Annotated in this window: 10 protein-coding genes; 4 read left to right on the top strand and 6 right to left on the bottom strand. The window is 38.6% G+C overall.

Annotated features, from left to right (window positions below; all coding sequences use genetic code 11):
• Nucleotides 1-70 precede the first annotated feature (70 nt).
• Complete coding sequence (locus A6E06_RS18505) at nucleotides 71-3,337, bottom strand: T6SS effector BTH_I2691 family protein (RefSeq protein WP_065592833.1); 3,267 nt, start codon at nucleotides 3,335-3,337, stop codon at nucleotides 71-73.
• Between the two features lie 388 nt (nucleotides 3,338-3,725).
• Nucleotides 3,726-4,919 (bottom strand): acetate/propionate family kinase, encoded by a 1,194-nt coding sequence (locus tag A6E06_RS18510; RefSeq protein ID WP_065592832.1) that lies wholly within the window; start codon nucleotides 4,917-4,919, stop codon nucleotides 3,726-3,728.
• Between the two features lie 297 nt (nucleotides 4,920-5,216).
• Here A6E06_RS18510 and A6E06_RS18515 point away from each other — a divergent pair, with 297 nt between their 5' ends.
• Together A6E06_RS18515 and A6E06_RS18520 are read left to right on the top strand one after the other, a co-directional pair.
• A complete protein-coding gene (locus A6E06_RS18515; RefSeq protein WP_065592831.1) occupies nucleotides 5,217-6,206 on the top strand; it encodes a response regulator in 990 nt (329 codons plus the stop codon).
• Nucleotides 6,206-7,165 (top strand): sensor domain-containing diguanylate cyclase, encoded by a 960-nt coding sequence (locus A6E06_RS18520; RefSeq protein WP_065592830.1) that lies wholly within the window; start codon nucleotides 6,206-6,208, stop codon nucleotides 7,163-7,165. The genes A6E06_RS18515 and A6E06_RS18520 overlap by 1 nt, the downstream gene beginning before the upstream one ends.
• 220 nt (nucleotides 7,166-7,385) lie before the next feature.
• Here A6E06_RS18520 and malG read toward each other — a convergent pair whose 3' ends face one another.
• From malG to malE, 3 genes are all read right to left on the bottom strand, one after another.
• On the bottom strand, nucleotides 7,386-8,276 hold the full coding sequence (malG, locus tag A6E06_RS18525; RefSeq protein ID WP_065592829.1) for a maltose ABC transporter permease MalG: 891 nt from the start codon (nucleotides 8,274-8,276) through the stop codon (nucleotides 7,386-7,388).
• An 87-nt stretch (nucleotides 8,277-8,363) separates the two neighbouring features.
• Complete coding sequence (malF, locus tag A6E06_RS18530; RefSeq protein WP_065592828.1) at nucleotides 8,364-9,908, bottom strand: maltose ABC transporter permease MalF; 1,545 nt, start codon at nucleotides 9,906-9,908, stop codon at nucleotides 8,364-8,366.
• Nucleotides 9,909-10,055: 147 nt separating this feature from the next.
• Complete coding sequence (malE, locus tag A6E06_RS18535) at nucleotides 10,056-11,240, bottom strand: maltose/maltodextrin ABC transporter substrate-binding protein MalE (protein WP_065592827.1); 1,185 nt, start codon at nucleotides 11,238-11,240, stop codon at nucleotides 10,056-10,058.
• Between the two features lie 399 nt (nucleotides 11,241-11,639).
• On the opposite strand from malE, the gene malK reads away from it, so the two are divergent.
• On the top strand, nucleotides 11,640-12,749 hold the full coding sequence (gene malK, locus A6E06_RS18540) for a maltose/maltodextrin ABC transporter ATP-binding protein MalK (RefSeq protein ID WP_065592826.1): 1,110 nt from the start codon (nucleotides 11,640-11,642) through the stop codon (nucleotides 12,747-12,749).
• Nucleotides 12,750-12,821: 72 nt separating this feature from the next.
• On the top strand, nucleotides 12,822-14,777 hold the full coding sequence (gene glgX / locus A6E06_RS18545) for a glycogen debranching protein GlgX (protein WP_065592825.1): 1,956 nt from the start codon (nucleotides 12,822-12,824) through the stop codon (nucleotides 14,775-14,777).
• A gap of 349 nt (nucleotides 14,778-15,126) precedes the next feature.
• Here glgX and A6E06_RS18550 read toward each other — a convergent pair whose 3' ends face one another.
• Nucleotides 15,127-16,068 carry a chemotaxis protein CheV gene (locus tag A6E06_RS18550; RefSeq protein ID WP_065592843.1) on the bottom strand — a complete coding sequence of 314 codons (942 nt, stop codon included), beginning with the start codon at nucleotides 16,066-16,068 and terminating at the stop codon, nucleotides 15,127-15,129.
• Between the last annotated feature and the right edge of the window lie 37 nt (nucleotides 16,069-16,105).

A 16,105-nucleotide genomic window follows, 5' to 3' on the forward strand; every position in this document is an offset into this window, starting at 1 on the left:
CCCAAGAATAAATTGTATTCGCTTTGTAAAGTTGATCTCTTAGCCGTTTTTTTTGTTCACCTGCATTCATTTAGTTCACATCCACATTAATTGTTCTAATAGAAGATTCTTTAAATGCAGGTGATATAACAAGCTCACCTTGGCTATTACCTGAAGCAATATAGCCTAACTTTTCATGCTCTGATGCTTGCCAGTTAAAAGGCAGGCTAATAAAGACCGTAATACTATCTTTGGTTGTACCAGCTAAATCTAAACGATAGACTGGATTTCCCGTTTCATCTTTACTCCAAACACCATTTTGTTCGTTTACGACTACCGTAGGTTTTGGTGAAGATGTCACATAGCTGTACTTATTTTGCATTGGTGTGCGCGTAACTTGTAAACCAATAGATTTACCTTTTGTGTACATGGGTAAATATATCTCTAATTGCCATTGTTGCCCCGCAACGGAACCGTATATTGCTTTAGAAGGAGAGCTAGAAAATACTTTGTTGAGCCTTACTTGAGGCTTATGAATAATCTGCTCCAATCGGGTCAACTCATCAACGACTTCCCATTGCTTTGAAGCTTTCCCCCATGTGGAATGTAATAGCCATTTTTCTAATTCGGAGCGCTTAAAGGCATTGATAATTATAATCGAGATAAAAAAGAGAATTGAACTAACCATAAATGTGGTCAGCATCCAAGGCGCGATAATAGCACCGATACTAGTAGAGAATACCCCAAATCGACTAAAGACGTTTGCTCCAAACTGGAAGAAATATACAACCGTTTGAGAAAAAGTCGATATCCCTTTCAGTCCATATCCAAACCGTTCCATCGGTGAATGACTCGTATCTTTAAATTTATCATGGCTCTCCCACGTCTCTAATCCTGTCGCGATTAAGCCAAATAAAGATACCGCAGCGGTTGTTTTGGCAAAGGTGGCTAAACTTTGTCTAAGTTCGTATGAATGAGTACTACTTCGCAATGCTATTTTCAGTGGCTCTGAAAGCAAAGATTGGTTAGTCGCCATCTTGCCCCAGGCTACATCTCTCCACATTGCTGTGACTGCTGATACCGCATAACTCGTCGCATAGGTTGCTTCTCTAACCGCTGGGTTGGTCCATACATTACTTTCAGGATATTGCTCTGCTTTATGGTGGATATTTTTAAGCACTGCAGCCGTATTCCAAAGGTTAAGGATGGCGACAACCCCTCCCATCTTACCCATTTTATTCCACGATGCTTGAGTAATATCTTTACCTTGCTGCCAACTGCGCTCTATTGCTTCATTGAGCATTTGCTTGGCGGCATTATTGACGGCTTCATATTTAAGCATCACCATCACTGGAATTTCGCTACTCAATAGCTTTTGCATTCTTTGCTGAGCGCTGCGCATGGTTTGTATTTGATGGTTTTTTGGTGTCGGTTGCCCTGATGGTGGCTGACTAATTTGACGAATGATCATCACTTCTGCATTCATCTTTCGCTGCCACGCGGCAAAGTGTGCAGGATAATCAGGGTTATGTATCACTATTGCCTCGGGGTTAACCAACGCTTCTAATATGACCAACCTTAAATTACTGATCATACCTTGAGGCGTTGTTGCTGTGTTCATTTGATGTGGAAACAGTAAATTCGCTATCCCTCTCCAACTCTCTTTAGCTTGGCCTGTCACTGCATTTTGCAGAGCAATAAAACTTAACTGCACAGGCTCAGCTAATGCTTCAAACCATTTATTATCTTGAATTCGAATATCATCAGTAAAGCCTCCCCAACTCGCTATCGCTCCCGATAATGCCCCCATATCACCTAAGCTATTGATTGAAATAAGGTGATTACTCAACTCTTCCACATGATCATTAAGTGCTTGTAAGTTGTCGTTTGAAAAACCCAATGACGCTAATGCAAACAGTGTTTTTGGCGAATCGAGGGAAAGTGCAATTTCTAGGGTTGCATACTCCTTCTCGGTATTCACCGCTTGTTTTATTACCTGTAAATATTGGCTGATTACACTTAATAAATAAGTGAGGTGGTCTTCATCTTGATTATCAATACCAATGACTAATGGATCCGTTCCGAGCAGCTCAAACGCCTCCATAAAATCTTGATAGAGCATGGCAATACGCTTATCTTGATCTTTAAGTTGGGTGTAGTGTTGAGTAAGAAATTCATCTAACTCACTCCAATTAACCTCATCACTGAAGAGAGTATTCTTTTCCCAAGCGGTTTTCTGCTCATCACTGGGCGTAAAATGGTATTTTTCTTTTAGTTCAGAATGTTTCTCTAACGCTTCTTCTTGAAGTGGAGTAAATGGGGTATTACCAATGCTTGGATTTGACTCTAAAGCCGCAGACTCTTTATCTGCCAGAGACTGAATGGCTAGATATTCGGTTAACTGGCGTTCAAATTCCAATACCTTCACTGGATCATCGCTAATTTGCTCAGGCAGATCCTCAGGCTTTAGCCTTACTCGACCCAGATTACGGGTAATCTCAGCCATTTGCAGTTTATGGATATTATCTTCATCTTTGTGTATTGCGCTGCGTAGTGTGATTTCTTCTGCAAGTGGTAAGAATAAATCGGATACATCCGCTAACGGATCATCTAGCGCAATAAACATCCCACAATCTTGGGCTGGTAAATCGACTCGATAATCGACATCCCAACACCCTGGCTTATCTGCTACATGTTTAAAGCTGTCAGTTTGAGCTTCAGTTGAAGTTAATGGTGTGCAAGTCGAGTTAAATATCCCTGTTGGAGCACCATTTACGCCAATATCTGCTGCATAGTGACCAAGCTTAGAAGAAAGTCCAGTGTGAGGGTGAGCCAAGGCCGAGTTAAATTGTTTTAAATTAACCTTACGCATCCATAATGAGCGATTAGATGTATGGGAGCGCATATGCTCACACAATCGCCATGTCCAACGTTGATGGGCAAATGCCATATAGATCGTATTCTTCGCTGGATACACTAAGCAACTCTTGGTTTCACCTTTGCGACCTCGTTCATTAGCGGGCTTATCGGCTTCATCGTTTGACCACTCAATTTTAGTAAAGTCATACCCTTCAATTTGATATTCATGAAATGTTTTATCCGTTTCATCATACACATACAACCAACCATCACGAAGTTGTCTTAACGTATACTGACGCTGCTTAGGCGTAAATCGGCCTTTCCATTGCGTGTCAGAGGCTGGGAATGGGTGCATCTGCAGCCCTTGCTCATTCATATCGTCCAAGGCATAACGAACGGGAATAATACCAATATCACTACGCTGAAAGGGGCATAAGCCAACAGGACTTCTTACGTCACGGGTTGATGCGCACATAGCGGCTTTGTTGGCAGTACTCATTCAATACTCTTCCTTATGTGTATTTAGCATTTACTTTGACTGGCTGATTGCTTACGAAAAACCAACAAGTAAGGTTTCTTGTAAAATCGAGATGAGAAAACTCTATATAGGTGAGAAATAAGACACAATAAAATCACACATTTTAAGACTTAAAAATCAAATCGACCCGAGAGAGTTCACACTTTAAATGAAAGAGATTGTTGGAAGATGAGTGATTTTTTATTTATAAGGTTCGGGAGAACTTATCAACAATAAAATCAATAGGATGTGAATTTTTGTATTAATTATCTGCAAGTGTTTCCTTTTGTATGTATATGCAATCACAAACCCCAGAAACAAAAAAGCGAGCCATCATAGCTCGCTTTTAAATCTATGTTTTTATTATAATTTACAGTAATTCAACAGACTGTTGAGCTATCACAAATTCTTCGTTGGTTGGGATAACCATTGCTACCGCACCTAGCATTTCTGATTTAGCGACAATACCATCAGCGCCAAAACGAGCAGCTTCGTTACCAGCAACATCTTCAACAAAACCAAGAATTTTAAGATTGTTTAAGATCTCACGACGAATTGGTAAAGAGTTTTCACCAATACCACCAGTAAAGATGATTCCATCTAGAGAATCTAACGCTGCTAGGTAAGAAGCAACATATTTAGCAACACGATAAGTAAACACTTGGAAAGCTAATGTCGCGCCTTCATGGCCTTCTTCCATTGCTTCTAAGATACCGCGAGCATCACTTGTTAAACCGGACACACCTAAGAAGCCAGACTCTTTGTTTAGAGAGTTAAATACTTGCTCTTGTGACCAACCTTTCTTTAATAAGTACTCAATGATACCTGGGTCTAAATCACCACAACGAGTACCCATCATTAGGCCTGATAGCGGAGTAAAGCCCATGCTTGTATCTACGCTGTTACCATCTTTAATTGCACACACTGATGCGCCATTACCTAGGTGAACAGAGATAAAACTCGCTTCTTCGATTGGCTTATTCACCATTTTTGCAGCTTCACGACTTACAAAGTAATGACTTGTACCGTGGAAACCGTAACGACGCACACCAAAATCAGTATAAAGCTCTTTAGCTATCGCACCTGTGTAAGCACGTTTTGGCATAGTTTGGTGGAAAGCGGTATCAAATACAGCAAATTGAGGAAGGCTCGGAAAAGCTTCAATAGCAGCACGAATACCAATAGCACCCGCTGGGTTATGAAGAGGCGCTAAATCAGATAGGCTTTCAATTTCTTTTGTTACTTCTTCTGTAATACGTACTGTTTCAGTGAATTTTTCACCGCCATGAACAATACGGTGGCCAATAGCAACGATGCCATCAGTAAAACCTAGTTCTTCAGTTAAACCCACTAATTTGCCGATAGCAATTTTATGGTGGTTTTCTTCGCCTTCAATGGCAATTTCAGTTTTCTGTCCCTGATACTTCCAGCTCATACGAGCATCTTCCAGGCCAAAGCATTCACCCAACCCGCTTAATACTGCATCACCAGAAGCAGAATCGATAACAGCAAACTTTAGTGAAGAGCTGCCTGAATTGATAACTAATACGTATTCGTTGTTCATCATTATTCTCTTTTTATAAACTGTAGGTTACACATATATTTGTGCCTTTTGTAACACTCCTATTATTCAACTTTTTTTTAATTATTCAACTTTTGTTTTTCTTTTTTCCGTTTTTTTCTAGCAATTCCTTATTCTAGATCAAAATCCATACTTTTAAGTAGATATTGAACAAACTGATAATTATGTAAAAAGTGTTAGCTAGGTCCGATTACCACCCTTTACTGGAAGCAATGTATTGATTTTGAACTTCATACACTAAAAAATGACACTTCGTCTATTTTTTGACTTTTAGTACCTATGAATATATTGATCTGCGATGATTCTAAAATCGCACGAAAAGCTCTCTCAAGTAATATAGAGTTATCTCAAGACCTTACTCTGTTTTATGCTGAAAATGGGAAAGAAGGATTAGACGTATTACGAGCGCATTCGATTGATATACTTTTCCTTGATTTAACTATGCCTGTTATGGATGGTTTTGATGTACTAAGTCAACTCCCAATAAATACCTACCCAACCCAAACGGTTGTTATCTCTGGTGACGTTCAAGAGAAAGCAAAACAACGTTGCTATCAATTAGGTGCAAATGAATTTATTAATAAACCATTTAAGCCAGAAGAAATTGCAGATGTCCTTCTTCGGTATGGTATTCCTGTTTCATCAAAACTCTTGGCTTTTCGCCCTAAGTTTTCTTTAAGCTCTGCAAATCTAATAGAGAATATTAAAGAGATCAGTAACGTAGCCTTAGGAGCTAGTGCCGCACTTATTTCTGAGCAATTTGACCGTTTTATTGATATGCCATTACCTAATGTCGCTTCTTTGCACCATTCAGAACTTCAAATGACATTGCAAGATATTGTTAATAATTCAGAGTATCGTGCTATCTCGCAACGATTTGTAGGCTATGGCATAAATGGGGAAGCATTAGTATGCTTACATGGCAGTGATTTAGCAGATTTACTGAGTGTCGACCAAGGTAACGAACAAATAACAACCAATGAAGCGATCTTAGATATTGCAAATCTTTTGGTCTCTTCATTTTTATCTTCTTTTAATAAACAATTAAATATCGAAATTTCTCTGCGCCAACCGATTGTATTAGAAACAGAACAATTAAAGGTTGCGTTAAAAGAAAGCCATTCTTTTCTTAACGATTATGAATCTGATATTTTTACGATTGAATTCGTTTATTCAGCAGAAAGCTTAGATTTAAAATGCGATGTCATTTTTTTAATGGATAACGATTCATTAACGGCGATTAAATCAATCTTAGAGAGCGTATTATAATGAACACCGATATGAATGATTTTCATTGGGCAATGCAAGTTATCGGTGATTTGGATGCTGGTTTAATTGTGTTAGACCAAGATTACCAAGTCTGTACTTGGAATGCGTTTATGCAATCTTATAGTGGGATTACCTCAGATAAAATCTTAGGTAAGGTCATTTTTGATGTTATTTCAGACTTACCTGAAACCTGGTTAAGGAAAAAAGTTAATACCGCGTTTAGGCTTAATACTCGAGGTTTCTCCTGCTGGGAAGATAGACCTTATCTTCTTAAATTCAAAAACTTTACGCCTATTTCTAATAGCTTGATTGAAATGCGTCAGAACATCACTTTCTCTCCTCTTACGTCATTAAATGGGCAAGTTTCTCATGTTAGTTTAGTGATCAGTGACGTCACCGACATTGTAAAGAATAAACTTCATTTACAAGAATCAAATCAACAACTCTCGGAATTAAGCCGAACCGACGGGTTAACACAATTATTTAATCGCGCTTATTGGGAAACGTGTTTACAACAAGAATTCGACCAAGCAAAAATATCCGGAAATGTTTCATCTGTTGTAATATTTGATATTGACCACTTTAAGAAAGTAAATGATACCTATGGCCACACGGTTGGAGATGATGTGATCCGTAATGTCGCTGACTTATTAAGAAAAACATCGCGTAACACAGACAGTTGTGGGCGCTATGGCGGAGAGGAGTTTACCGTTATCCTTCCTGGTGCAAATTCAGAGCAAGCGTTGTATTTCTCAGAACGATTACGTAAACGAGTAGAGAAGGCAATTGTGGAATGCGAAGGCTCTAATGTCAGCTATAAGGTCAGTTTAGGGATCTGTGAATTATCAGATGAACATGATGACTATTCAACTTGGTTAAAGATGGCTGACAAAGCACTTTATCACTCTAAAGAAAACGGCAGAAATCAGTCTACAATTTATACTTCTGCTCTAAAATAGCTTTATCTTCTTCAATTCTTAAATAATAAATAGAAAAAAACCTGAGTGAAAACACTCAGGCTTTGATTACAAGAAGTAAAGTCGCGTCCTGCAACACTTACCCAGCTATGCGTAATGCCAATACTGCGCTGAACACTTTACCGATCGGCGACCAAACCATCATAAAGCTCTTCACGCAAGTGGACCCTGCCCAAAATGTATCGGGTCCGTATAATTATCGTTATCCTTTTACACCACCGGCTGTCAAACCACCCACAAGGAACTTCTGAGCAAGTAAGAAAACCAATGTAATAGGTAATGCTGATAATACAGCAGCGGCCGCAAAATCGCCCCATAAGTAGTTCTGAGGGTATAAATATTGTTGCATACCCACTGCTAATGTGTATGAGTTTACATCAGAAAGTAGTAAAGATGCTACCGGAACCTCAGTAATAACACCAATAAATGACAAAATGAAGACAACCGCTAAAATCGGAACTGACAATGGCAATAGAACTAAACGGAATGCTTGCCATGGTGTCGCTCCATCTAAGGCCGCGGCTTCTTCTAATGAATTATCAATAGTTTCAAAATACCCTTTAATGGTCCAAACGTGTAACGCAATCCCCCCCAGATAAGCAAAGACAAGTCCACCATGCGTATTTAAGCCTAAGAATGGTACATACTGACCCAATTTATCAAACAAAGCGTACAAGGCAACTAGAGCAAGTACCGCTGGAAACATTTGAAAAATCATCATCCCTTTTAAAATCGTTTCTTTTCCTTTAAAGCGTAGTCGAGCAAATGCATACGCACTAGTTGTTGATAATGCCACAATCAATATGGAGCTAATCGCTGCCACTTTAATTGAGTTCCATAACCAAGTTAGCACAGGGAATGGTGGCTGAGTTGTAGAACCATCAGCATGCTCTACTGCAATACCTAACGCTAATTTCCAATGCTCTAGTGATGGGTTTTCAGGAATAATGCTCCCGGTTGCAAAGTTACCCTCACGAAAGGAAATGGTAATCACCATTAATAGCGGGAATATAATCATCGCTAAGAATATCCACATTGCTACATGAGTAGCCCAAACACGATACTTTAAGTTTTTTCCTTGAACCATTGCCATATCAATGAATCCTCATTTATTGAAGGTTAAGTAGCTAAATATCAATCTCTTAATAGATAGCTACTTAACTATTAATTATTTTAACGACTAGTTATTTGATAATTTAGTGAAACGTAGGTTCAGTAACGCTAAGCCACCAACCAACAAGAAAATAAGCGTTGCAATGGCACTTGCTAGACCAAAGTCTTGACCACCACTGCCCTCAAACGCGATTCGATACGTGTAGCTTACTAATAAATCGGTATAACCAGCAGGCTCTGTTGTTCCGATCATATTTGGGCCACCTTTAGTCAATAACGCAATCATTACGAAGTTATTGAAGTTAAAAGCAAAAGCGGCAATTAGCAATGGGGTCAATGGTTTAACCATCATTGGCACAGTAATATTGAAGAAGTTTTGAATTGGCCCTGCACCATCAATGGCAGAGGCTTCATAAAGATCTTCTGGAATTGACTTCAATAGCCCCATACATAGAATCATCATGTAAGGGAAACCAAGCCATGTATTCACAATTAATACCATTGTTTTTGCTGTGAATGGGTCTGAGAACCAATTAGGCTGAATACCAAACATACTATCAAGCAGCATATTGATCTCACCAAAGCTTTGGTTAAAGAGACCACGGAAAATCAAGATAGAAATAAACGCAGGTACCGCATAAGGAAGTATCAAGAGAAGACGGTAAACAGCGCGACCTTTAAGCTCTTCCCATTGCACAACAGCAGCAAGAACCAAACCTATTGCTAAAGTGAAAACAACAGTACAAGTTGCAAAAATAACCGTCCAAATAAAGATACTGATAAAAGGTTCTTTAATACCGTCATCTTTCCAGATACGTTCAAAGTTTGCAGCCCCAACATTTACCACAAAACCAGGCGAAATTGGATCACCAATGAAAACATCATTATCGTTCACTTCTTGATAGAAGCCTGTTTCATGGTTAGCTTTAAAATAAGTTTCCGTTTTGTTGTTATAAAGCGTCTCACCATCTTCTTGTAAAACAAAAAGGGGCGCTACCGCTGCAAATTTACGCAACCCACTCATTTGAATCTCACCACCAGACGGTAAAGACAGAGTGATTAAATTTAAATTTGGACGCTTTGCGATAATTTGTTTAATCGTCGCTTTTTTTCCTTTAATCGATTCAACTGGTGTTAAAGCAAGATTACGCTCAACAGCCTCAGCTAAATCAAAGGTTTCAGTTGCTAATAATTCACCTGAATCTTTAATCGTTAATGCATAACCATTGCCCTGATTCATTAATTCAAATTTATAGCTCTTTCCACTTTGAAAGGTTTTTGATAAATGAACAATTTGTGCTCGCTCTAATGTCACCTGATTGGTTGCACTATAGTTCGTGAATGCTAATCCAATGGTATAAACTAACGGAAAAATAATGAATAAAATCATGCCTGCAATACCAGGGAAGGTATAGCGATGAGCATACGTTTTTTTACTGCCAAACACATAAACGGCTAGCGATGTTAATACCAGTGTTAACATTGCAAATGCAGTTTCACCACGAGAATACATAAGTACGCATACGTAGCCATTTATCGCAGCAATAGCAGACAATAGTCCCCATTTTACTAATGATTTATAATTTGTATGCGAAGCGACTGCTGTTGTCATAAACTCCAAGACCTTTTAAAAATACCAACCTAGTAAGTCAATTAATGATAATTAAAAAACTTACTCAAGTGGGTATATGCCAATAATATTATTCAGTTAACATATTAAAGAGGGGAAGAACATTTCCCCTCTATTATTTTAGATTTACTACTTAGTCATGCGTTGTTCTGCTGCGGCCAATGCTTCATTAATCATTTGACGACCATCAACCACGTTGCCAAGAGCTTCTTCCATGCTGTACCAGAACGTTGTGAATTGTGGAATGTTAGGCATAATTTCGCCATTCATTGCATTATCCATTGTCGCGGCGATACGAGGATCATTTCCTAGTTGTTTCTGATATGAATTTAATGCAACAGCACCTAGTGGCTTATCATCATTCAAGCTTTTTAGACCTTCATCAGTAAGTAGGTAGTTTTCAAAAAATTCCACTGCAAGGTCTCTGTTTGGAGACACCGCACTGATCCCACCAACCCAAACGCCAACGAATGGTTTCGATGCTTGACCGTGGAATTTAGGTAACGTAGTTACACCATAATCAATACCCGCTTTCTCGATGTTCGCCCAGCCCCAAGGACCGTTAATCATCATTGCAACATTGCCTTTTACAAATTCAGATTCAGCAACTGAATAATCCATATCGGCAGAAATGGTTTTATCTTTTACCATCTTCTCAATAAAGCCCATCGCATCTTGAACGCCTTTTTGGTTTACACCTGCGTTTTTAATGTCATAGCCGTCTGCTGTTTTCTTAAAGGCATACCCACCATCAGCAGCCAGTAGAGGCCAAGTAAAATAAGCACCGCCACGTAAAGGCCACATAATGGCTTTTTGGTTTTTAGTCATTAGTTCTTTATCTAATGCTGGAATATCTTCCCAGTTTTTTGGTGGCGATTTAATTAATGCTTTATTGTAAATTAATGAAACCGATTCAATCGCAATTGGGTATGCGATTGTTTTGCCTTTATAAGATACGGCATCCCATGCAAAGTCAACGATCTCAGATTTCAATTCTTCTGAAGGCTTAATTTCAGCCAAAAGACCCGCTTCTGCAAAACCACCAAAGCGGTCATGTGCATAGAAAATCATATCTGGGCCATCACCAGCCGCCGCTACCTGTGCAAATTTTTCTTCTGCTTTATCAGGAAAAGCTACGGTTACTTTAATTCCGGTATCTTCTTCAAATCGTTTGCCTACTTCAGCCATACCTTCATAAGATTTATCGCCAGTCAACCAAATAGTAAGTTGACCTTCTTCGATTGCAGCAGAAGCGTTAATTGAACCAAGAGCTGCCATTGTGCATAGCGCGACAGTACTGAGGACTTTTTTCATTGTGAATCCTTCCTTTTATAATTAGCGAATCATCCGTAGGGTTGAAGTAAAAATAGATGATGACTCAATTTTCAAGTGTATTTTCATTAATAAACCGCCTAAATTCATCCTCCTAATCCCTACGCCCTTGTATTAGTCAGCAAAAAGCGTGAACTCAACCAGAATAATGATTGAGCCACATCACAAAACAAGCCCAAAGAGAGATCTTTATCACATTGAAATTTAAAAAAAATTTGAACTCCATCGCTATTTATCAAAAATGTGATCTAGGTACTCCTCCCCCCTACTCCCCCAGAAAAAAACAGGAGGAGGAGGATGACGTAAGAAGCATTTTCCTGAAGAATGGCACCATAAAGCTAACAGCTACTATTATTCAAAATTAAATAGAGGATGGACACAATGACGAGTGTCACTTTACGCAACGTTTGCAAATCCTATGGCGACGTTAAAATATCGAAAAATGTTGATTTAGAAATAAACTCGGGTGAGTTTGTTGTATTTGTAGGGCCATCTGGCTGTGGTAAATCAACTTTATTACGCTGTATTGCAGGTTTAGAAGACATTACATCAGGCGACTTATACATGGGTGACAAACGCATGAATGATGTTGAGCCTTCTAAGCGTGGTGTTGGCATGGTCTTCCAATCTTATGCTCTTTATCCACACTTAAACTTATTTGATAATATGTCATTTGGGCTTAAATTAGCTAAAGCAGATAAAAGTGAAATAAAAAAACGTGTAGACCATGCTGCCGATATTCTGCAATTAGGTCATTTACTCGAACGCCAACCAAAGGCACTTTCTGGCGGTCAACGTCAACGTGTTGCAATTGGCCGTACTTTGGTTTCTCAACCTGATGTTTTCCTACTTGATGAACCATTGTCCAATCTTGATGCGGCATTACGAGTACAAATGCGTATCGAAATAGCTAAATTACATAAGAAATTGAACTGTACCATGATCTACGTAACACACGATCAGGTAGAGGCAATGACAATGGCAGAAAAAATCGTTGTATTAGATGGCGGTTATGTATCTCAAGTTGGTGCACCATTAGAGTTGTATCACTATCCAAAAAACCGTTTTGTTGCTGGTTTTATTGGTTCTCCTAAAATGAACTTTATCAGTGTTTTCATTGAAGATGTTGAGAAAAATCAAGTCAAAGTACAATTCAAAAATGGAACCTCATTCTGGGTTCCTGTGGACGGTACACACGTAACTCGTGGTGAAAGAATGTCACTAGGGGTACGACCTGAACACTTAGTATCTGCCGAGAATGGCGATGCCGTAATTAAAGGCGAAGTACTTGTTGTTGAAAAATTGGGATATGAAACACAAATTTATTTAACAATTGAAGATGCCGATGCCGATATGATATACCGTGTACCTGATACTGCATTAATTGAGGCTGGTGACGCCTTCTCTGTGGGAATTCCCGCACACCGTTGCCATTTATTCCGTGGTGATGGGAAAGCATGCCAAAGGCTCTATAAAGAAGCCGGCGCTTAACCTACATTATTCAATTATAAAAAGCCCAACAGCGAATTGGGCTTTTGTTGTTTATTAAGTAAGAGGAATATTGTGAACACACATCATGCTTTCCCGTACCCCCTAGGGGCGACATTAACTTCTGATGGGTGTAATTTTTCTGTACACCATGCATCAAAGTTCCCGATATCATTAATCATTTTTAATGAGGATGATACTTATCATGAATATCAATTCACCGAAGAATATGGTTCTATCAAATATATCTTCCTCGAGAATATCACTGAAAACACAACTTATGCTTTTAAAATAATTCAAAACCAAGAAGAGCTACTTTTACTTGACCCATACGCAAAATCCTTAAAAAACACACCTCATTACCAAGTTCCCTATACTGCAGAACAAAGCTGGACATTGGCACAATGTGTTGTAATTAATGATTTTTTTGATTGGGAAAACACACCACAACCAAAAGTCCCTCGTTCTGAGACCATTTTATTAGAAACCCATGTGAAAGGGTTTACATTATTAAATTCAGACGTAGATAAAGAAGTTCGTGGCACTTATCTTGGTTTAGCCGATCCCGCAAATATCGCACATTTAAAGCAGCAAGGAATAACAAGCGTTCAATTACTACCCGTCGCTGCTTGTATGCATGAGCCTCATTTACTTGAAATGGGTATGGTCAATTACTGGGGCTATAATCCAATAGCATTTATGGCGCCAGATCCTAGATATGCTCGTAATGATGCGGTTACTGAATTAAAAACAGCAATTCGAGAGCTTCATAAAAACAACATTGAAGTGATTCTCGATGTCGTCTATAACCATACTGCGGAAGGTGGAGACGGTGGTACTACCTTTAATTTAAAAGGATTAGACCAAGATTATTATTTACATCACCATGGTAAATATACGAATTATACGGGATGTGGTAATACGATAGATATTACACATCAACCTAGCTTAAATCTTATAATGGATACATTACGCTACTGGGTTGAACAATATCATATTGATGGATTCCGTTTTGATTTAGCGGCAACATTAGGTCGTGAATACGATCAATTTAATCCGAATAACCCGTTCTTTAAAGCCGTAGCTCAAGATCCTACACTTCAAAAGATTAAATTAATTGCAGAACCTTGGGACATTGGTCCTAACGGTTACCAAGTTGGTCAGTTTCCTGATGGTTGGAATGAGTGTAGTGATAAATACCGTGATACAGCAAAGAGCTTTTGGCGTGGTGAACAAAACTACTTAAAATCCATCGCTACTCGTTTAATGGGATCTCGTGATCTTATTAGTGCTTCACGCTGGCCTCATAAATTACCAGTTAACTATGTAAGCTACCATGACGGATTTACACTTCAGGATCTTGTCAGTTACAAAGAACGACATAACCTTGCCAATGGTGAAGAAAACCGTGACGGTCATGGTGACAATCGTTCAGATAACTATGGTGTAGAAGGGCCGACTGATAACCCAAGAATTATTGCTGTTCGTGAAAAACAAAAACGTAATATGATGACAACCTTATTATTTAGTTTTGGGATCCCTCACCTTTTAGCTGCAGATGCTTGCTCACACAGTCAGCAAGGTAATAACAATGCCTACTGCCAAGACAGTGATATTAGCTGGGTTAATTGGGATTTAAATAAAACCGAACAAGAGTTTAAGATGTGGCTATCAGATATGATCCAAGCCCGACAAACTCACATGACCCCTATAATCAATGCCTTTAGTGGTACAAGCCGATCGAAACAAAAGGTCGCATGGTATACACCCAAAGGAAATAATATGACTCATGCTGATTGGCATGGTGCAGAATCATTATCTCTTCATCTTAATATATATGATGGCGATAAAGAGCTACTCATCATGATCAACCAATCAAATATTCCAACTCGTTTTGACCTACCAAAACCAAAGCAATACTCTCGTTGGTCATTAGTTTGTAATACTCAGCATACTCAAGTAACACCAAAACACGCTGTTTTTGATTACAGTCTATCACCATTATCTATTGCTATATTTAACGCCGAATAAAAGGTATTTTAGTAAAAATAGTAATAAAAAAGGAGGCGATTAAGCCTCCTTTTTGAACCATTGACTAAAACTGATCTTACTCAATTTCAGATTTTACACGTCCTTTGTGATATGTCCTATACGCTAAAACCATCAGCGTAATTATTAACTTGGATGTAATCCAGATCATATACGAACAAACTACCTTATAAATGGTGTGTAAAAGACAAAGCGTCTTGTTCTACGCTCCAATGTCACGGAACCGTTAAAACAATACCAAAAAACAACAAACTTGTCACATTTAGTATAACTATGCCCGTATTATGATGATTAAAATAAATTGAATACAACATCAAACTAATAAAAATAACTAAATAATCTGAGCTAATCGTTCTTGTACTACACCAACAATGAGATCTGGCTGAAACTTAGAAATAAAACGATCACAGCCCACTTTCTGTACCATTGCATTATTAAAGCTACCACTTAATGAGGTATTTAACGTAATAAACAGGTCATGCATCCTCGTGTCATTTCTGATTTCATGAGTCAGTCTATAGCCATCCATTTCTGGCATTTCAGCATCTGTTATCATTAATAATATTTCATCATTAATGACTTTACCTTCATCACACCACCCCTTTAACAGCTCAAGAGCTTGTCGCCCATCAGTTCTTTCAATAACTTCCAAACCAAGTTGCTCGAGTGTATTTCTAACTTGAGTTCGTGCCGTACTTGAATCATCAACAATAAGTACTTTGCGCCCATACATATGACGAACTAATTCTTGGTCTAAAACACCATCAGAAATTGAAATGTCATATTCAATTATCTCTGCAAGTACTTTTTCAACATCAATAATTTCAACAATACGGGTCGTATTGGGTTCAACTTCAACCTGAGTAATCGCAGTAAGGTAGTTATGGCGACCCACCGCTTTTGGTGGCGGCAGAATATCAGCCCATGTCGTATTAATAATATTTTGAATCTGACCAACTAAAAAGCCCTGAATGCTACGGTTATATTCCGTAATGATTAATGTACTTTCTTCATCCTTACCCATTGGTTTCATTCCAATGGCACCACGTAAATCAATCACAGGGACAGATTCTCCACGTAAACTCGCTACCCCAGAAATATGATAATGAGAACCGGGTAATTTAGTTAACTTTGGAACCTTTAATATCTCTTTTACTTTAAAAACATTAATAGCAAAAATTTGAGTCGTGTTAAGCTTAAAAAGCAACAATTCCAATCGGTTTTGACCCACAAGCTGGGTTCTTTGATCCACACTATTTAGCATTCCACTCATAAACATCACTCACCTAATGATTGCACTGATATTATCA

Origin of the sequence: Aliivibrio sp. 1S175, from assembly GCF_001690985.1 — a bacterium.
In the GTDB taxonomy this organism is placed as follows: domain Bacteria; phylum Pseudomonadota; class Gammaproteobacteria; order Enterobacterales; family Vibrionaceae; genus Aliivibrio.

Excerpts from the sequence above, each read along its gene's own strand:
- A6E06_RS18505 (WP_065592833.1), bottom strand. The coding sequence starts at position 3,337 with ATGAGTACTGCCAACAAAGCCGCTATGTGCGCATCAACCCGTGACGTA.
- A6E06_RS18510 (WP_065592832.1), bottom strand. The coding sequence starts at position 4,919 with ATGAACAACGAATACGTATTAGTTATCAATTCAGGCAGCTCTTCACTA.
- A6E06_RS18515 (WP_065592831.1), top strand. The coding sequence starts at position 5,217 with ATGAATATATTGATCTGCGATGATTCTAAAATCGCACGAAAAGCTCTC.
- A6E06_RS18520 (WP_065592830.1), top strand. The coding sequence starts at position 6,206 with ATGAACACCGATATGAATGATTTTCATTGGGCAATGCAAGTTATCGGT.
- malG (WP_065592829.1), bottom strand. The coding sequence starts at position 8,276 with ATGGCAATGGTTCAAGGAAAAAACTTAAAGTATCGTGTTTGGGCTACT.
- malF (WP_065592828.1), bottom strand. The coding sequence starts at position 9,908 with ATGACAACAGCAGTCGCTTCGCATACAAATTATAAATCATTAGTAAAA.
- malE (WP_065592827.1), bottom strand. The coding sequence starts at position 11,240 with ATGAAAAAAGTCCTCAGTACTGTCGCGCTATGCACAATGGCAGCTCTT.
- malK (WP_065592826.1), top strand. The coding sequence starts at position 11,640 with ATGACGAGTGTCACTTTACGCAACGTTTGCAAATCCTATGGCGACGTT.
- A6E06_RS18550 (WP_065592843.1), bottom strand. The coding sequence starts at position 16,068 with ATGAGTGGAATGCTAAATAGTGTGGATCAAAGAACCCAGCTTGTGGGT.